General features: G+C 40.3%; 18 protein-coding genes. 13 read left to right on the top strand and 5 right to left on the bottom strand.

Annotated features, from left to right (window positions below; translation table 11 throughout):
• Positions 1-283: 283 nt before the first annotated feature.
• On the bottom strand, positions 284-2,977 hold the full coding sequence (gene pepN, locus ACSLUK_RS19470) for an aminopeptidase N (RefSeq protein ID WP_448550463.1): 2,694 nt from the start codon (positions 2,975-2,977) through the stop codon (positions 284-286).
• A gap of 463 nt (positions 2,978-3,440) precedes the next feature.
• Between pepN and ACSLUK_RS19475 the strand changes: the two genes are divergently transcribed.
• The 4 genes from ACSLUK_RS19475 to ACSLUK_RS19490 all read left to right on the top strand — a co-directional run bounded on the left by ACSLUK_RS19475 (position 3,441) and on the right by ACSLUK_RS19490 (position 7,867).
• Positions 3,441-5,123 (top strand): trypsin-like serine protease, encoded by a 1,683-nt coding sequence (locus tag ACSLUK_RS19475; RefSeq protein WP_448550464.1) that lies wholly within the window; start codon positions 3,441-3,443, stop codon positions 5,121-5,123.
• A gap of 193 nt (positions 5,124-5,316) precedes the next feature.
• Entirely contained in the window at positions 5,317-5,847 is a 531-nt protein-coding gene (locus tag ACSLUK_RS19480; RefSeq protein ID WP_448550465.1) for an RNA polymerase sigma factor, read from the top strand.
• 10 nt (positions 5,848-5,857) lie between these two features.
• Positions 5,858-6,250: a DUF6768 family protein gene (locus ACSLUK_RS19485; protein WP_448550466.1), complete on the top strand. Its 393-nt coding sequence runs from the start codon at positions 5,858-5,860 to the stop codon at positions 6,248-6,250.
• A gap of 180 nt (positions 6,251-6,430) precedes the next feature.
• Entirely contained in the window at positions 6,431-7,867 is a 1,437-nt protein-coding gene (locus ACSLUK_RS19490; protein ID WP_448550467.1) for a zinc-binding metallopeptidase family protein, read from the top strand.
• Between the two features lie 27 nt (positions 7,868-7,894).
• On the opposite strand, the gene ACSLUK_RS19495 is transcribed toward ACSLUK_RS19490, so the two are convergent.
• Positions 7,895-8,995: a 1-acyl-sn-glycerol-3-phosphate acyltransferase gene (locus ACSLUK_RS19495; RefSeq protein ID WP_448550468.1), complete on the bottom strand. Its 1,101-nt coding sequence runs from the start codon at positions 8,993-8,995 to the stop codon at positions 7,895-7,897.
• A gap of 144 nt (positions 8,996-9,139) precedes the next feature.
• Between ACSLUK_RS19495 and ACSLUK_RS19500 the strand changes: the two genes are divergently transcribed.
• The 5 genes from ACSLUK_RS19500 to nudC all read left to right on the top strand — a co-directional run bounded on the left by ACSLUK_RS19500 (position 9,140) and on the right by nudC (position 12,164).
• The gene (locus ACSLUK_RS19500; protein WP_448550469.1) at positions 9,140-9,652 is read left to right on the top strand and encodes a GNAT family N-acetyltransferase; all 513 of its coding nucleotides are present in this window, start codon (positions 9,140-9,142) and stop codon (positions 9,650-9,652) included.
• Positions 9,653-9,778: 126 nt separating this feature from the next.
• A complete protein-coding gene (gene hpf / locus ACSLUK_RS19505) occupies positions 9,779-10,135 on the top strand; it encodes a ribosome hibernation-promoting factor, HPF/YfiA family (protein ID WP_448550470.1) in 357 nt (118 codons plus the stop codon).
• Between the two features lie 125 nt (positions 10,136-10,260).
• Positions 10,261-10,674: an alternative ribosome rescue aminoacyl-tRNA hydrolase ArfB gene (arfB, locus tag ACSLUK_RS19510; protein ID WP_448550471.1), complete on the top strand. Its 414-nt coding sequence runs from the start codon at positions 10,261-10,263 to the stop codon at positions 10,672-10,674.
• 142 nt (positions 10,675-10,816) lie between these two features.
• Positions 10,817-11,170: a winged helix-turn-helix transcriptional regulator gene (locus ACSLUK_RS19515; RefSeq protein ID WP_448550472.1), complete on the top strand. Its 354-nt coding sequence runs from the start codon at positions 10,817-10,819 to the stop codon at positions 11,168-11,170.
• A 10-nt stretch (positions 11,171-11,180) separates the two neighbouring features.
• Positions 11,181-12,164, top strand: a complete 984-nt coding sequence (gene nudC, locus ACSLUK_RS19520; protein ID WP_448550473.1) for an NAD(+) diphosphatase — start codon at positions 11,181-11,183, stop codon at positions 12,162-12,164.
• Positions 12,165-12,235: 71 nt separating this feature from the next.
• Here nudC and ACSLUK_RS19525 read toward each other — a convergent pair whose 3' ends face one another.
• Complete coding sequence (locus ACSLUK_RS19525) at positions 12,236-12,985, bottom strand: peptidylprolyl isomerase (protein WP_448550474.1); 750 nt, start codon at positions 12,983-12,985, stop codon at positions 12,236-12,238.
• Positions 12,986-13,327: 342 nt separating this feature from the next.
• Between ACSLUK_RS19525 and ACSLUK_RS19530 the strand changes: the two genes are divergently transcribed.
• Together ACSLUK_RS19530 and ACSLUK_RS19535 are read left to right on the top strand one after the other, a co-directional pair.
• Positions 13,328-13,537, top strand: coding sequence for a cold-shock protein (locus tag ACSLUK_RS19530; protein WP_448550475.1), 210 nt, complete (start codon positions 13,328-13,330; stop codon positions 13,535-13,537).
• Between the two features lie 325 nt (positions 13,538-13,862).
• Positions 13,863-14,666 (top strand): DUF2884 family protein, encoded by an 804-nt coding sequence (locus tag ACSLUK_RS19535; RefSeq protein WP_448550476.1) that lies wholly within the window; start codon positions 13,863-13,865, stop codon positions 14,664-14,666.
• A 257-nt stretch (positions 14,667-14,923) separates the two neighbouring features.
• Here ACSLUK_RS19535 and ACSLUK_RS19540 read toward each other — a convergent pair whose 3' ends face one another.
• Entirely contained in the window at positions 14,924-15,220 is a 297-nt protein-coding gene (locus tag ACSLUK_RS19540; protein ID WP_448550477.1) for a DUF1883 domain-containing protein, read from the bottom strand.
• A 178-nt stretch (positions 15,221-15,398) separates the two neighbouring features.
• Here ACSLUK_RS19540 and ACSLUK_RS19545 point away from each other — a divergent pair, with 178 nt between their 5' ends.
• A complete protein-coding gene (locus ACSLUK_RS19545; protein WP_448550478.1) occupies positions 15,399-16,169 on the top strand; it encodes a tRNA-uridine aminocarboxypropyltransferase in 771 nt (256 codons plus the stop codon).
• On the opposite strand, the gene ACSLUK_RS19550 is transcribed toward ACSLUK_RS19545, so the two are convergent.
• The gene (locus ACSLUK_RS19550; protein WP_448550479.1) at positions 16,142-17,035 is read right to left on the bottom strand and encodes a LysR family transcriptional regulator; all 894 of its coding nucleotides are present in this window, start codon (positions 17,033-17,035) and stop codon (positions 16,142-16,144) included. The genes ACSLUK_RS19545 and ACSLUK_RS19550 overlap by 28 nt on opposite strands.
• A gap of 160 nt (positions 17,036-17,195) precedes the next feature.
• Between ACSLUK_RS19550 and ACSLUK_RS19555 the strand changes: the two genes are divergently transcribed.
• Positions 17,196-18,698: a CoA-acylating methylmalonate-semialdehyde dehydrogenase gene (locus ACSLUK_RS19555; RefSeq protein WP_448550480.1), complete on the top strand. Its 1,503-nt coding sequence runs from the start codon at positions 17,196-17,198 to the stop codon at positions 18,696-18,698.
• Positions 18,699-19,013 lie beyond the last annotated feature (315 nt).

Below are 19,013 nucleotides of genomic sequence, written 5' to 3' on the forward strand. Positions count from 1 at the left end.
ACGAAATAAGTGTAGATATAGTTGTTCTACATTAAGCTTATTTTGTGCAGTTATCATGTTGCCCATGCATTCCCAAAGGGCGAGTTTTAAAGGCTTATATGCTGCGTTATTGATTTTAACAAGGGAACAACCATTCTTTGCAATCAAAGCCTTGCCTCTAAACCTTTAAATTCTCGCTAAGAGAGCAATTTCTTATACGGATTGGTATAATACTTTGAATAATTAAATGGTATGAAAAAAGAGGCCAACTGGCCTCTTTTTTGTTATCAAGTGGTGCGGGTTTTTATAGCAGCGCTAGTGCCTTAACACAACGACCAACTTGCTCATGACTACCTTTTACGCTTTTTAACACTTGTGGTTTCATTTCTGAGTATTTCGTAACAAGCTGTGCCAATTCTTGTTCGCTATCAGCGGTACAATTGGTTGGCAACATATTATTGACGAAAGATCCTAACAGACTAAGGTCACTGCCACTATTTAGCTTCTCGATGTTTTCAAGAATACGAGCTTTATATGGCGCTTCCAAGTGACGTTGCTCAGAAGGGAACAAACCGTACATTATCCAACGAAGTGTTGATAACTTTAGATTGTCTGGGTTGTTGATTACCGTGTTAAACCATTTATCTTTTACCGCAGGGTCAGGACGAACGACTTCTGCATAAATGGCACTTTTCACACCAGTATCAGACGTATCCTTTTCTTGCTCAGCCTTAAGTAGGGCGTCGTAGTTAGCGAATTCATAACGATTCAACTTAGTAATCAATCGCCAGCGCTTATCTTGATCTATAGTCATGCCATCAAATGCCATTTCACCTTGCAAGATTTTTGCAATGTTCGCCAAATGTTTTGGTGACTTAGCAAGTGCAACATAACGACGATACCAAAGTTTTTGGAAGTCAGACCCTGCTTTGGCTTTTTCTAATAGGCGTAGGTATAGATCTTCTACTTCAGCACGAATCGCTGAGAAGTCTTTTTGCTTCAAACGTGTTGCAGCATTTAAGTAACTGACTGCTGTGGTTAAACTAGCTGAAATTTTGTTAGTCACATTGTAATCAGTTTCGCCTTCGATATTAGCGATAGCAAAATTCGCAAATTGATCCGCAGGTAGTTTTGCGTCATTCACACTATCAAGTAGACTTTGCCAAATCATAAGTCTTACTGTTGTGTTTTCAATTGCATTGACATGCTGTTTAACCGTTTCAAGCGACGCTTCGTCTAAATCTACTTTTACATAGCCCCAGTCATCTTGGTTAGGGAAAACTAGATCTGGACATTGTTTACCAATAATTGCATCAACCGATGTGGTCTCGCCTTTATAGGTAACAGGGGTTTTGCTGGTTAACGCTAGTGCATCGCCGGATAGGTTATAAAGACCAACCTGTACACGTTGTTCTCTTAATGTTGGGTAACCTTCTGGCGAGGATTGCGTGATAGTAAACTCGCTGATTTTGCCGTCTGCACATTGGTAGCTCGCTTTAATCGTATTTACACCCGCTTTGTATAACCAATCTTGTGTCCATTGGCTTAGGTCTTTATTGGCAGCTTTACCCAATTCACCGATGAAATCGTCTAACTCTGTGTTTTTGTATGAGAATTTTTTCAGGTAATTGCTAACACCAACTCGGAAGTTTTCTTCACCTAGGTAAAATGGTAGCTGTTTTAAGACAGACGCCCCTTTACCATACGTGATACCGTCAAAGTTTGTCCAAGCATCACCTGTTGTTGGTACCGGTAATTCAATCGCATGTGTATTCACTGAGTCATCAGTACGATACGCCCATTGTTTAGTACCTGAATAAAACACATCCCAAACGTTTTCGAAATCGCTTGCTTCGGCAACAGCTAAATTAGCCATATAAGTGGCAAAACTTTCATTCAACCATAAGCCATTCCACCAACGCATGGTGACTAAGTTACCAAACCACATATGTGCCATTTCATGCGCGATAACATTGGCCAAGCTCATTTTTGCTTGCGTGGATTTTTCACCACGGCTGATGTAGCCCTCATTAAATGTTACGGCGGCAACGTTCTCCATAGCGCCACTGTTGAAGTCTGGTGCCATCACTTGGTCGTATTTTACAAATGGATATGGGAGATCAAAATACTTGTTAAAGAAGGTAAAGCTTTGTTTAGTCGGAATAAACCACTCGTCAGTCTTTACGTATTGCGCTAGGCTCTGACGAGCAAAAAGGCGCAATGGAATATCTTCGTATGAATCTTCCCAAACGGCATAGTTACCAGCATGTAACGAGAAAATGTAAGATGAGAATTTAGCCGATTCAGGAAAGTGCCAAACTTTATTGTCACCTTGCGCCTCAACCTTGTCTTCACGAACCGATGTAATGATCTGCCAATGCTTAGGTGCTGTCACTTGCATTGTGTAAGTCGCTTTTAAATCAGGCTGATCAAAGTGAGGGAATAGGCGGTTTGCATTATATGGTTCGAAATCAGTATATAGGTAGACTTCACCATTTTCTGGATCAACAAAACGATGGAAACCTGAACCATCTGTTGCATAAGGACGTTCATATTCAACGACTAACGAGGTAGCACCTGGTGAAAGTTCTGATGCAGGAATGGTAATAAACCATTTTTCATAGCTAAATTTAACAGGTTTACCATTTACAGTAACTGATTTAACAGTACCTTTCTCAAAATCAACGGTTAAGTCGCTTTGATTGTCTTTTGACAAATCAAAGAGTAACTCTGTGCTACCAGTGAAGCTTTCAGATTTGTTATCTATCGCTACCGTTAAGTTATATTTTACATTGCTTACTTGCGTCGCGCGCATAGCAGCATATTCGTCGCTTAGTGATTCGCTATTTTCTCTCACTACAGCTGCAATGGCGTCAGCGCTTTCTACTGCTACAGGTGTTTCGCTTGAGGTTTTTTCTTGGCAGCCAACGAGGGCAAATGAGGAGCCTACTAACGCTATAGAAAGTGCTTTGGCTAACTGAGTCTTATTTAAAATCATCCTTCGACCTTATTTTTATATTTCGGTTCTTGTTTTTTATGGGGTTAATCGTTTGTTACTTTTATAACAAAAGGAACCGCTACTTTGTTGTTGGTTAACGTGTTTTATCCACTATTTAACGCATAATCGCAATTATCATACTTTAATAGGGCTATTTCACCAATTGAAACATCTATTTAAATGGTAAATTGAACGCGAACTGCGACTAAGGATTATGACAAAATTATTACGACTGTGAAAAGTATTGGTTGTTTGGTTGTAAATATATTGTTACGCATATTTTTTATACATTTCATCAGATTATCAAATTAATAAGGTTCAAAACATCTGGTTTGACCACAATGTAAATTGATTGTTTTTTGCTCTCATGGTTTATCTCAGATAAAAGTTGAGATACTTTTTGAGGTGTATGTAGTTATTACAAACATGTCAAAACGAACAATTAAAACAATAAGAGAGTAATATGAAAAACGTAAAAACAACGAGTAAAGCGTTTGGAACGCTCACGAGCACCTGTATTGCTACGGCAATAGGGTTTTCACTATTTGGCTCATTTTCTGCGGTTGCTGACAAAGGCGATAAAGAACTGCAAATCGTCGGTGGTAAAGAGTCAACACCTTATTCACGCCCTTACCAAGTAGCATTATTAATGAATGGTCGACAAGGCTGTGGCGGTACGCTTATATCTAAAGATTGGGTATTAACGGCAGCACATTGTTTAGATAGCGCATCAACCAGTAATTTAACGGTAAGGGTAGGGGCACATAGCATTAGCGCTAATGATGGTACGACTCATCGCGTTAGCCAAATTATCCGCCACGAATATTGGCAAGGTGCACAAAATATTCAAAGCGGCTATGACATTGCTGTACTACGACTATCTAACAGTGCAAGTAGTTCAATCAAACCAGCGGCGTTGCCAACTAAAGCAATTGCAGATCAACTAGCTGGTGTTGGCGGTTATGCAACCGTATCTGGTTGGGGGTTAACATATAACAATGGCACGCCAGCAGATAGATTGAGAGAAGTAGATTTACCAATCATTACCAACTCGTCATGTAGCAGTCAACTCGGCGCTAATGTTGGTAATGGCGTTATTTGTGGGGGCGGCACTGGTGGCGTTTCTGCTTGTAATGGCGATAGCGGTGGCCCATTTGCGGTTCAAGGCAATGGTACATTCTACAGCATCGGCACAGTAAGTTGGGGTAGGGCTTGCCAAGGAGCGACCGCTTTTACACGTACAACGGCCTATTTGGATTGGATTGAAAGCAAAACTGGTCTCAAGCCTGATACTGGAGAAGGTGAAAATCCAGTTGCTAGCTTTACTGAATCGGTAGATGATTTAACGGTGTCTTTTAACAATACCTCAACGGATGATACCGGCATAGCGAGTGCTTCATGGAAAATGGGTGACGGCACAACTTTAAATACGCAAAACCCCGTACATACCTATGCTAATGCAGGATCGTATACTGTTGTATTAACGGTTACAGACACAGATGGCAACACCGATAGTACATCCAAATCTATTACAGTAGGCACACAATGTGATTCAAGCGCTTCTATTAGCGGTTTAGCGCCAGCGTGGAATCAATATTCGAGCTATGCTATTGGTGACCGCGTAAGCTTTAACGGAGTGAATTATGTTGCTACTTGGTGGTCAACTGGTGCGCGTCCTGATATTTATACCAATGTATGGAAAAAAGAATCTGATTCAACCGATCCTTGTCAGCAAGGTCCTAGCGCAGATTTCTCAGTATCTACAAATCAACTTACCGCATCGTTCACGGATAACTCTTCTGACGATCAAGGTGTAGTAAGCCGTAGCTGGAATTTTGGTGACGGTAGTACATCAACAGCGACAAATCCTACTTACACGTACAGTGCGGGTGGAAGTTATACTGTGACGTTAACCGTATACGATGCCGATGGCTTGTCTGATTCAACAAGTCGTGTTGTTCAGGTTCAAGGAGACACGAACGGAGGCTGTGATGGCTATTCAGAATGGTCTGCAAGCGCATCTTATGTGATTGGTGATGTTGTTTCATACAATGGCAACAAATATGAATCTATTTGGTGGTCAACGGGAGCTCGACCAGACATCTATAGCAATGTATGGACTTATATTGGCGCATGTAGCAACTAATAGCTGCCCAATAAATTTCTAAATTGCATTATCAAGCCAAGGCTGTGTCCTTGGCTTTTCTGTTATTGTTTCTCTGTACTGTTTCTCTGTATTATCCTTCCTTGCACTATAGGTGCTAACCAAAATATAGTTGTAGCGAACCTTTCAGAATTTCTAATCGTCTTTGTAGTAAAAGTAAGGTGAGAGCAGTGTTATGAATCAAGCTCAGATTGAGCTTTGGGTAATTGAAGCGCAAGGCGGATGTGAAAAGGCCTTTGAGCAATTGTGTAGATATTACTATCCGGCGTTATTACGTTTTACCTACAAGATATGTGCTGATGAAGCGATGGCTCGTGATGCGGTACAAAATTGCTGGATGAAGCTAGCGAACTCGCTATCAAAACTACAAGACCCGCGTGCCTTTAAGGCATGGATATATCGCAGTGCACGTTGGCAAACGCTCGATTTATTGAAACGTCAATCACGGGAAATAGTGGAGTTTACCGATAAAGAAGTGAGTGCTGCGCTAACGACTAATGATCATAACGAGAGCGACTCCGATAAAGGTAGTCAGTTAAGAGAGTTAATGAATGCATTGTCAGAGATCGATCAGCAGGCGATTCACTTATTTTATCTCGAAAACATGCGATTGAGTGAAATAGCACAGGTGCTTTGTATTCCAGTTGGTACAGTGAAATCACGCCTTAATCGCGCCAGAAACAATTTGAAGAAACAACTTGAGTAGAGGAATGACGATGAACATAGATGATAAAATTCGCGCGGAGTTAGAACATGAAGCTAAATCGATTGATCAGGCTCTCGCACATGACGCAGGTATTTTTACCATGTTGGCGAATGCATACAAAGGTGCATTAGGTCGCTGGATAATAATTGTAGGCATTTTTACCTTTGCATTGACAGTGCTAATGTTTTGGGCAGGTTATCACTTCTTTTTTACTGAAGGCTCTGTAGCAATGAAACTGCATTGGGGAGTCTTATTGTTGCTAGCTACCATGGTTCAAATTGCGTTAAAAATGTGGACATTCATGGAAATGAACAGGCAATCGACACTGAGAGAGTTGAAGCGCATTGAATTTTCAATCGAGTCTTTAGCCGAGCAAGTTCGACCGCCACGCGAGTGTGAATAATACCAATCTCTTATACGGATTGGTATAAGTTGCATTGAGGTGCCACTAGATGTCAATCAACTACGCGGCAACATGACGTTTATCGTTGAATAAAGGAAGATTCATCGATAAACACTTGTTATTTATTTATGACTATTTTTACAATGCCCCTTTAAAATAATAAATATCTCCTGGGACATTATGAAAAAGACATTCTTGAATCTTGCTATTTTGGCAAGTATTACCCTTTCATCACCAGCGCTAGTGCATGCTGAAGATAGCACTAAATCGGCCGATAAAAAGCAAGTTTCCAGCTGGTTGAGTCTTTCTGAAAAGGAATTGAAAGAAGTAGAAGCCTATGCCACTGATTACAAAGATTATATTTTTAAGACGCCAACTGAGCTAACGTTTGTTAGCGAGACCATCAAGCGTGTTGAAAAACAAGGATTCAAACGTTTAACCGAAAACAGCGAATTAAAGCCAGGTGCAAGATTCTATGATGTTAATCGTGATCGCACTATCTCTTTAATCGTTATGGGCAAGAAGCCTCTGACAGAAGGTACCCGTATTGTTGGCGCACATATCGATTCTCCGCGACTTGAGTTGAAAGGGCGTCCTCTGTTCGAAAAGCAAAAGTTCGCAATGTTTCAAACGTATATTCATGGTGGTATTAAAACGTATCAATGGGTGAATATACCGCTCGCAATTGTTGGCCGTGTAGATAAAAAAGACGGCTCAACAGTGCAAATTTCAATGGGCTTTAACGATGATGAACCAGTGCTATTAGTTCCTGATCTAGCACCACATGTTGATCATGCTAATCGTTCGCGTACCAGCCGTGATGTTATCAAGAAAGAAGAGCTTGATGTGATTATTGCGTCTAAGCCTGGTTTAGAATCGTCCGTTAAAGACTTAGTCACTGCATTTTTGGCCGAGCAATATGACATTTCGGTTGAAGATTTAGTGTCTGCTGAGTTGGCTTTAGTGCCGGCAAGCAAACCAAGAGATATTGGTTTTGACCGTTCAATGATTGCGGCTTATGGCCAAGATGACAAAGCCTCCTCTATTGCCGCAGTTAAAGCCATTGTTGAGCAGGGTACGCCTGAATATACCGCTATCGCTTATTTAGTTGATAACGAAGAAGTAGGGAATATTAATAACACGGGTGCCAGCTCAAGTTATTTAGTGGATATGTTAAGTGGCATGCTTTACAACAAGCTTGGCAATGATTACAACGACTACTTGCTACGTAAAGTGTTGCGTAATACTAAAGTGATTTCTGCTGATGTAAACCCAGGTGTTAATCCAACTTGGTCAAGTGTTTGGGAATTAGGTAATGCGCCACGACTTGGCAACGGCATTAACTTGAAACTTTATGGTGGTGGTTTTAATGCAAACTCTGAATATATGGCATGGACACGCAACTATCTAGATAACGCTAATATCAAATGGCAAACATCAACATACAAAGGTAAAGCGTCAGGCGGTACCATTGGCAGTGACTTATCAAACGATAATATGGAAGTGATAGATTTCGGTGTGCCGATCCTTTCTATTCATTCGCCGTATGCGGTTGGTTCGAAAGTGGATTTGTACTCTTTGTACAAAGCCATGTCTGAATTTTATCGTCAAAAATAATTAATACAGAGAAAAGTTAAAGCCTTATCAGAAATCTGATAAGGCTTTTTTAGCAAGCACAGGATTAGCATACATAGTGAGTAACCACTTCTGCTGTTCTAATGTTAATGACTGTATACGCTCTTGCAAATGAGGCACTAAAGCCTGGGATTTATCGGTTAATTGAGCGTGCGCTGAGAGGTTGCTTTCGTATAATTTATATTGACCAATAATCTGCTCGTCAATCGCTTTAGCAATCGCTTTACTATCTGCAAAATCACCACGAATCGGCGTACCAAAGGTTAAGTGGACTTTGCCTTTGTAACCTGACATTCCTTGTGTAATGCTTTTGAAATCTTCGCCTTCTTCTTTGACGTAATCCCCAGATGCTTCTCGTTGAGCAAGCTCTTTGGCTTTATCAGTATCACATGGGTCAAATTCGTAAGAGATAGATACAGGCACAATATTTAATGTATCAAGATACTCCGCGATCGCCATGTCTTTTGGCTTATTAAGTAACAGCATTGAAATTAATGCAGCGTTGGTTTTATCTAAGCCATCTTTGGCTCGACCTTCACGTTGGGCTATCCACAAATGCTGTTGGTTATCAACCAACACATGATGAATGTAGGCGGATAATTGCTTAGAAGCGGCTAACATCGCTCGCTTTGTTTTTTCACTGCGCTTGACGATGTAGCTCTTGTTTATACGCATTAAGTCTGCCACCCATGGCTTGTGGAGCAAGTTATCTCCCACTGCTGCTTCTACTGTGTCTGCGCCATTTTGATGTAAAGCTAGATTGATTAAGGCAACATCCAACACAATGTCGCGATGATTTGAAATAAACAAAGTTGGTTTGTTTAAATCAAGCCCGTCAATTCCGTCATAGCTAAAACCATCGGTACTGAGCTTAATCAGTTTATTAAGATACTTAGCTACTTCAAGCTGAATGTCTTCAATACCACCGAGCATTTTCAACTTTCGCTGAAAGGAAAACTTGATGAGCCACTTTGCCAGAAAGGGAATCGTGGCGTGTAATTTAGGCAATGCAAAATTGGCGACAGACGCCATGAATTCTGGTTCGCTAATTAATTTTTGTACGACAGCATGAACTTCATCATTACGATAAGGACGAATATCATCAAACATTCAATTATCTCTTGTAGATATTTCAAAGGGTTGGCATATTGGTGAGCGATTATAAACCAAATTGAGTGAAATTCAGTAGTCTTAATCGAATTTAACCGTAATTTTTTGTTGCGAAATTTGTTTGAATCTTTTTGGAGTCACAATATGAAAATTTTAGAGACTGATCGTCTTGTTCTTCGTGTTCTTAGCCCGGCTGACGCGGATATGATTATTACATTGTTGAATCAGCCTGACTTTATTCAAAACATCGGAGATAAAGGTGTTCGCGATTTTGAAAGTGCATGCGAATACATTGAAACTGGGCCCATAGCGATGCAACAAGCACTTGGGTTTAGCCTGTATTGTTGCCAGTTGAAATCTAGCGGTGAACCCATTGGTATGTCAGGGCTAATAAAAAGAGAGGGGGTCGAATACCCTGAAGTCGGTTATTCTTTTCTAAGCCAGTATCAGAGAAAAGGGTATGGTAAAGAGAGCGTTGCCGCAGTGATTGAATATGCACGTAGTCAGTTGGCATTAAAATGTTTAAATGCGATTTGCAATCCGAGCAATTCGGCATCAATTGCATTGCTCGAAGGCCAACAATTTAAAAAGAAAGGCTTAGTATCGGTGCCTAATATTGACCAAGAGGTGGTGTTGTTTGAACGTTTTTTGAACTGAAACGTGGTTTTTTAGTACATAGATCAAACAAATGACAAAAATATGATAAATAGTTTAAGTTTTTACTTGCCTTTTTGCCTAATAACCCCAAGTCTTATTATGAGTAACAGGAAAAAAGGAAAAGATATGAAAATAAATGTTTCTGGTCATCATGTAGAAGTTACTAGTTCAATAAGAGAACACCTTGATGAAAAGTTTTCAAAAATCGCAAAACACTTTCCAACATTAATCTCATTAGAAATCATAATTTCGAAGGAGCACGGCAAACATCAGGTAGAAATTACTACCAACTACGAAGGGGCACGCGTTGCTGCATCAGGTAATGATGAAGTTATGTATCCAGCAATTGCAAATGCTGCTAAAAAATTAGATGCAGCGCTAAAACATCGAAAAGGTCAATTAAAAGCGAATAAGCACGATAAGCCAGTGTCAGTAACGCCTGAAATTGCGCATGAAAAAGTACAAGAACTTAATCTTGCTTAATACCAATAATTAATTAGTCACAAACAGGAGCATATTAGCTCCTGTTTTTATATCGGAAACCATAAGTGTTGTGCTATTGTCGAATGGCAATTGAACCAACAGCTACATTACGTAATTCATAACTGATGATACAAATTTCAAATACCGTAACACTTGATGAGAGTGAAATTGAGATCTCTGCGATACGCTCACAAGGTGCAGGTGGTCAAAATGTTAACAAAGTCGCAAGCGCGATTCATTTACGTTTTAATATCCATCAAAGTAGCCTGCCTGATTTTTATAAAACACGTTTGCTCGCACTAAAAGACAAACGTATTACCAAGGACGGCGAGATTGTTATAAAGGCTCAGCAATTTCGTACACAAGAAAAGAATAAGCAAGATGCTATAGAGCGATTAGTTGAGATGATCAAAGAGGTGGCAAAAGTACAGAAAGTCAGACGAGAAACTAAACCTACTAAAGCCTCAAAAATACGCCGTTTAGACAGTAAACAAAAGCGTAGTGATACTAAAGTTATGCGCCAAAAAGTCCGCTTATAGTCGCAACGACATAACTTTTACCATAGAGTAACCGTTGATCGCTAAAGACGTTTATCAACAAATTCGTCGATAATTACCGCTTGAAAATACTACAAAATATGTAGTACTCTTCGCTACATATTTTGTAGCTTAAGGAAGCGTTATGCCATCAATTCCACTCCCCGGACAACCCGTAAGAGGCTCTAAAACAGGTAAACCTATCATGGCGTTACTAGATTTACTAGGTCGCACATGGGCGTTAGGGATCATATGGCATCTATCGAAGGGGAACGCCAGTTTCCGTCAACTTCAGGATTATTGCGAAGCAATTTCACCAACACTTTTAAATACAAGACTAAAAGAACTCAAGGCAACAGCGTTAATTACTAATGAAGGTAATGGTTATCAACTAACTGAACTTGGCCAAAGCTTATTTGCGTTAATCGAGCCAATGGGAAAGTGGTCGCTTTACTGGCAGCAGAGCATAGAATCTGATTCCACATCGGCAAATAGCTAAGGAAGTTACGATGAAGCAAGACTTAACATTTGCCCATTTGTCGATCGACAGAGCGTCTGATAAACGTACCTGTAATGATTGGTATAAGAGCCAATCTCGTGATGAATCAAGGCTCCTAATTCCATTCTATCAAGGCAAAGCACTGTTTATTGACAATGGCCTGCTAAAAATAAAAGGCGATGAGCCTTGGTTGCTTGAACAGCGACTGACAGCTTCAGATGAGCTAGCTGAAAATCAAATTTTCCTAGGAAACGACACTGGAACGGCTGTGCCAGTGTTTATGATTGAATTGTCAGAAGATGCATTCCTGTCACTCAATTGTAAGTATCAAGAAAGTATTGAGCTGGTTGGTACCAGACAGTGCATTCCTTATTTGTCTAAAGAAGAGGTGTCACTCATTGGTTATGCCGCTGCGCTTAATCATTGGCATCAAAGTGCAAGATTTTGTGGTTATTGCGGTGAGACAACACGCCTGATTGAATCAGGCCATGCTAAGCAATGTAGTAATGTGGATTGTAATAAGCTGCATTTTCCTCGCAAAGACCCTGTGGTAATCGCGCTGGTAGAGCATACGGATAGCAAAGGTGTAAAACGTTGCTTACTGGCGGGACATAAACATCTGCCATCCTGTGTAATATCAACGCTTGCAGGCTTTGTTGAACATGGTGAATCCGTCGAACAAGCGGTCGTAAGAGAAGTGTATGAAGAAACTCAGATTGCAATCGACAATGTACAGTATCTAAATTCACAGCCTTGGCCATTTCCAAATTCGTTGATGCTTGGCTTTATTGCACAAGCGCAAACACAAGAAATTGTCATAGATGAACAGGAGCTTTCCTCGGCAGACTGGTTTACCGCTGATGAAGTTAAGTTAATGAAAGATTGGCACGGAGAGATGGACAGTGAATGTGATGGCTGGAAGATTCCTCGCAAAGAATCCATTGCTAGATATTTAATTGAATATTGGTTGGCGTCGGTTCAGAGCAACGCGTAATGCTGAATCGCCACAACAGACCTTAGTTCAACACTGAATTGTGCTGAACTAAGGAGGTAGCATTCGGCAGTTTATTTACAAAGTTTTTTAATGCGAAGCGACATAGTTAACGTTGCTAATCCAAGCAAGTACCACAAGGTACCGCCACCACCACCGCTACTATTATCTGGCGTTTCGCCACCACCGGCATTGATAGCTGTATTTTTTACGGGTGAAAGTGAATCAGCCGTATTTACCGCATCATCAATAATGATAACATCGTATATGTTGACAAAGTTCGTTGCTCCAGGTTTTTCACCAGAACTACATTGCGTTGAACTGTAGTTTGGCATTGGTATCGAACCACAGAGCGGTAACTTATCGATTGCTTCAATAACGTCCATGCCTTCAATAACTTCGCCAAATACGGTAAAGCCACCATTTGATGTATCCAACTCAGTATTGTTGGTGGTATTGACAAACCATTGGCTAGTCGCGCTATGTGGTAAGTTACTTAGCTTAGCCATAGCAATTGTGCCTTTAACATTTGAGTAAACAGGCTCATTGGCTACAGACGCATATGTTTCGATGTTCTTAATGTTTTCACCATCAAAATAATGTCCTCCACCTTGTACAACAAAGTTAGGGACAACGCGATGCACAATGGTTTCATCATAGCGATCATTTGTGACGTACTTTAAAAAGTTTTCGACGGTCTTTGGCGTTGTTTGATCGTGCAAATTCACCTGAAAGTTACCGTGTGATGTTTGAAATTCCACGATAGTCGCAAAGCTAACAGTTGGAACAAAAAGTGATAATGTGAGTAATTTTTTTAGATTCATCTTCATTTTTGTATTTTTAAATATTTATGGACAGCATGCTAAAGTTGCTTGATGTTAATGGCAAGTAATCATTTGTAATCGGGGGTTAATATTTTTTGACAGTCCCGTCAGAAAAGACCTGTAGAGATAAAAATAGTAAAAAATTCAGCTATTTTTTATGCAAATTTCTTGACAGTAGGCGGCAACAATATAGAATCAGACTCTAGCTAGAAAGTAAGACCTATTTTTATCTATTCGTTTGAGTCTGTAGTTTTGCTCGTCCTGATTAATAAGTAATAGTAACACTTCCTGCAACACCGCCGTATGGCATTATTACTCATTAAAAAATTAAAGGATATCTCCATGTCTGATACAACTACAGGCACTGTTAAGTGGTTTAACGAATCAAAAGGTTTTGGTTTTATTGAACAAGAATCTGGTCCAGATGTATTTGCTCACTTTAGCGCAATCTCTGGTGACGGTTTCAAAACTTTGAACGAAGGTCAAAAAGTTCAGTTCACTGTAACTGAAGGTAAAAAAGGCCCACAAGCTGAGAACATCGTTGCATTATAATTTGCATCGAAAGTAATTTTGAAAAGATGAGTTTGACTCATCTTTTTTTTTGCCTCTTATTTTCCTATTAATTTTCCCATTAGTCTTCTTCTTAAATTGTTTTAGTCAAATTCGCCACTTATTGGCCATAATTCCTCAAAAATAACCGTGTCATCGTTTTGTGAAATCCATTCGTTTTCAGTATTCCATTGAAAAACAATGAGTTGCATTGTTGGCATCAGATTTGATACGTGTAAAGCGTTCATGAGTTGTTAGTGATAGTAGAAAATTTAATTTGCGTGCTAACAATAGAAAATATGCTTAATGCGAATAAAGGAATTTAGATATGAAATCATTAATTGCCTCTGCCATCTTATTAGCGTCAGGTTCAGTTGCAGCACACGACACGTCATTTTCGTCCGATTCATGTGATGTAGACCTTAATGCTGGCCTTACCATTAATAAGCACGAAGTCGCGTTTACTAAGAACAGCAAGGAGCTGTATAGAATCGTGGACAATAAACACCTGTTAGTGAATGGCGAAACAATTAATCTATCTTCGAGCCAGCAGGATATGGTGGCGAAGTTTTCGCAAGAAGTTAGAGCAGTTGTACCTGAAGTCAAAGGAATTGCGCTTGAAGCGTTGGATTTAGCTTCTGAAGGGGTAACGTTAGCATTCAATGAGCTATTAGGTGAAGGCAATGATGTTGGAACAGAGTTATCTGAACATTTAGCTGCGATTAAATTTGATATCGATAGGGAATTGGATCTTGAAAAAGAGATTTCTATCGACGAACACGGCAATTTTGGCGATGGCACATTTGGTGAGGAGTTTGAACAGCGCATTGAAGAAGCGGTTGAGTCTACTATTAAAAACTCTATGGGAACGTTGTTAATTGCTGTTGGACAAGAAATGCTGTTTTCAGGCGGAGATCCAGATGCGTTTGAAGCTCGTATGGAAACGTTTGGTGAACAAATAGAGCAACAAATGGAAGAGCGTGGCCGTGTGATCGAAGCAAAAGCCGATGCCTTATGCCACTCTGTTATAGCGATTGATGCTTTAGAGGAACAAATGAAATTGGAAATTGATGCATTAGCTGAGTTTGACGTAGTGACTGCAAATAAAAGCCACGACAAAAACAGCATTTAATGCAATCAATGGATGTAAAAGCTCAACCATTGCGAGGTTACTCGGTAAAGCTTAACGATAATCTCGCAATTTTTTTATCAAATCCAAGGTCAGTTACAGCAGAGTTATTGGCTGATTTTGTGTAGCAATCTCTTGTGTTTTCCCTGAACGAATACAATAGGTTTTTAGGCGCCAACTAGGCGCCTTTTTTTTATCTTAGTTTTTTGGAAAACAGCTAACATTTGGCTATTTCTCTACCCACAAGAGGTTGGAGATAGTTACGTTGAAGAAACTTCTGAGCTAGTAGGCTGTGGATAGGTAAGCACTTTTGTATCTACTTTGCCTATATACCCGCCAAAATCGATGGTGACGAACCAATGACAATCATATGGCACAGTAAAGTAAACAGGAGACTGAAGTGTAAGTCCGCCCATCCCCTTGTGCACTGAGTCTTTGGTAAACTCGTTAAATTCCTTTTGGGTCATTAAATGGACATTAGCAGCGTTGCCGACTAAAGTTACTTCAACTTTTTGGCCTTTGGTTAAATGACCCAAATCATAATGTGTAAACTTCATTTTTGGCTAATACTGATTTTTCGTGAGCGTAAATTCTATATTTATTGGGCTCAGCGCCTGTTTTTATCGAGATATTGATAACATTAATTCGGCTTGAAATCAAAGAACCGGTGATACTAGTATCAAACTACTACCCAACTAGCGTACAATATGCCGAGTTTTATTCGTTATTTATATTATGCACGCTGTCCATCAACTCTACTTTTATCGAAAATCACTCGCAACCAAAGCGTTTAATGCGCGAGGCAAGGGAGTCAATCGGTGTGAGTATTGTCGAGTAGCATTGCAAAATTGTGTGTGTGCTTTTACACCTCAAACATCATCGAATCATGCTGTATTACTACTTATGCATGATATAGAAGTTTTAAAACCAAGTAATACGGGCAAACTGATTGCCGACGTCATTCCTAATACTTATGCACATCTTTGGCAGCGAAACGAATATCCGCAGACTTTAGTCGATATTATTGAGCGGCCTGATTACCAGCCTGTTTTGGTGTTTCCTAGCAATTATACCATCGCCGAGCAGCCGTTAATTGATAGCAGTAGTTACGATTTTAAAAACAAAAAGTTTTTATTTATATACATCGACGGTAGTTGGCGTGAGGCAAAAAAGATATATCGAAAAAGCCCATATTTACACAACATTCCAGTATTATCGATAGATCCGCAAGTATTTTTAGCCGATGACTATCAATCCAAATATCACATTAGAAAAGCTAGTAAGAGCAACCAACTGGCGACGGCTGAGGTTGCTGCACTCGCGCTGGCGCTTGCTGGTGAGGACAGCAATGCGCAATTGCTTTCTGCATGGTTTGAAGCGTATAGCTACCAATACCAGCGCTCTGTGTGCCAACCAAATAAAGGCGATCCATTAGCATGGCAAAGATATGAGCAACTGGTATCATCGCTAGGGGTTAGTTACCGCTCGGACATCAACAACGAGTAATTGCTGTGGCACAAAGTTTTGAGGTATTCCCATACATTAGCTACCCGTGCTAAACGTTTACTTTCAGGGTGAGTTACCAGCCAAAAACTACGTAGTATTTCTACATCCGCTTGGCACAAGGCTACTAAGTCATCATCTTTATCTGCTAGAAAACAGGGCAGTACACCCACGCCTAGACCACTTTTTATCGCAGCATACTGACTGATAACACTCGTGCTTCTAAATACGGTTTGTGTAGTGATCGCTAACTCTTTTTCATAGGAAAGTTGATCGGTAAAAATTAGGTTTTCAACATAGCTAACCCAAGGCATACCTTCTAGCTCTGTTTTTGAACGAGCCGTTGCAAACTGTTCATAGCGCTGCCTATTGCCGTAAACTTTCAGCTTATAATCGCATAACTTGGTGATTATCACTGAAGTACTCTTTGGGCGTTCAACAGCTATGGCGATATCTGCTTCATTACGACTGATTTTTACGAAACGAGAAAAATTAAGTAAATCAATTTGGATATGTGGAAATTGTTCTCGAAAGCTCAGTAGGTTAGGCGCAACAAAAAAGTTGCCAAATGCTTCAGTGACACCAATGCGTACGATGCCCGATTGACCAAGAGCGCTTTGCTGTATACCTTCAACCGCTAACTTTGCATCTTGCTCCATTTTTCTGGCGGAGTTAAGTAGGTGAACGCCATCGGTGGTAAGTTTATGGCCTTCTAATGTTCGATCAAATAGTTTAGCTGATAGCGACTCCTCGAGTTTATGCAAGCGTCTTGAGACGGTAGAACTGTCCATATTCAATTGCTTGGCCGCATCAGTTAGCTTTTCTGTGCGGGCAACTTCTAAAAACACGCGAACGTCATCCCAATTCATGATTTGGTTCCTTAAAATTCTGGCTGTTGCAATTATGCAATATATTTTGCGTTTTTGCATGTTGTGTTGGCAGTCATAAAAGCATACCGTGTAGCAAATGTGACGATTTCGCGGTGAAGATACATGCGCGATAAATCAGTCAATCTATCAGGAGCTAAAAATGTCGATTAGAGAAATTCCACTAATTATTGGTGGTGAAAAAGTTCAGTCTAAGTCTGATCAATGGTTGGATGTACTTAACCCTGCAACACAAGAAGTTGTTGCTCGTGTACCAATTGCAACGAAAGAAGAAGTTGATCAAGCAGTAGCATCTGCTCAAGAAGCATTTAAGACGTGGTCAAAAGTTTCTTTAACCAATCGCATGCGCATCATGCTGAAGTTTCAAGAATTGGTTCGCGCACATACTCAGGAAATTGCTGAACTAATCACACTAGAACACGGTAAAACGTTACCTGACGCAGAAGGTGAAGTTGGTCGTGCATTAGAAGCTGTTGAAAATGCTTGTTCAATTACTCGTTTACAACTAGGTGAAATGGCAAATAATGCAGCAACAGGTGTTGATACCTATACGATCAATAAGCCATTAGGTGTAGGTGTTGGTATTACAGCATTTAACTTTCCGGTTATGTTGGCTGCTTTCATGTTCCCGCCAGCAATTGCCTGTGGTAATACATTTGTACTTAAGCCATCTGAGCAAGATCCTTCTTCAACCATTCGTTTTGTTGAATTGGCACTTGAAGCTGGTGTACCAGCGGGTGTTATCAATGTTGTGCATGGTGGCCCAGACGCGGTTAATCAACTGTGTGAACATGACGATGTTAAAGCGGTATCCTTCATTGGTTCTACGCATGTTGGTACGCATGTATATAATCACGCAAGCAAGCATGGCAAACGCGCGCAATGTATGATGGGTGCTAAAAACCATATGGTTATCATGCCAGATGCAAATAAAAACCGTGCAATCAATGATTTGTTAGGATCGGCCTTTGGTGCTGCGGGTCAACGTTGTATGGCAAATCCTGTTACCGTTTTGGTTGGAGAAGCACGCAATTGGTTGCCTGAAATCGCTGAACGTGCCAAGCAGATGAAAGTAGGTCCAGGTACGCAACGTGACGCTGACTTGGGACCTGTTGTTTCACCACAAGCTAAAGAACGTATTATCCGTTTGCTAAACTCTGGTGTTGAACAAGGTGCTACATTACTTGTAGATGGACGCAATTGTGAAGTAGAAGGCTACCCCAATGGCAACTTCGTTGGTCCAACGATGTTCAGCAATGTAACACCGGATATGGACATATATACACAAGAAATCTTCGGACCTGCACTTTGTGTGCTTGAAGCTGAAACACTTGATGAAGCTATTGCGATCGTTAATGCGAATCCAAACGGTAATGGTACGTCAATTTTCACGTCGTCAGGCTGGGCGGCTCGTAAATATGAGAATGAAATTGATGTAGGACAAGTTGGTATCAATGTGCCAATTCCTGTGCCTGTAGCCTACTTCAGCTTTACTGGTTCACGTGCTTCTAAGTTGGGTGATTTGGGGCCAAATGGTAAACAAGTTATTAACTTCTGGACACAAACAAAATCAGTTACAGCACGCTGGTTTGAACCAGATCACCAAGAAGGTGAGCAGGTTCACACAACAATAAGCCTGAAGTAACTTAAGCTAGAGTCATTCGCAGTTTGTGAATGGCTCGAGAGTTAACATATAAGCGTTTTTCTGTTTATAGCAAAATGATACTTATATGAGTAGAGAACGCCTAATGAACGTCATTGGGCGTTTTTTTATGCTTGATGTGGTGTGAGAGTTTGTTGCAAAAGCATTGTAAATGTCTGCTAGCGCAAATGACTAATACCAATCCTCTTTGAAATATGATCTAATTAGCATCAGCAAAAAATAACAAATCGTGATTTATGACTCAATTGACTTCTGACGCTTTGCTCAAGCTCTCTAAAAGAGAAAAGAACCCGCACA

Source organism: Thalassotalea fusca, from assembly GCF_053485835.1.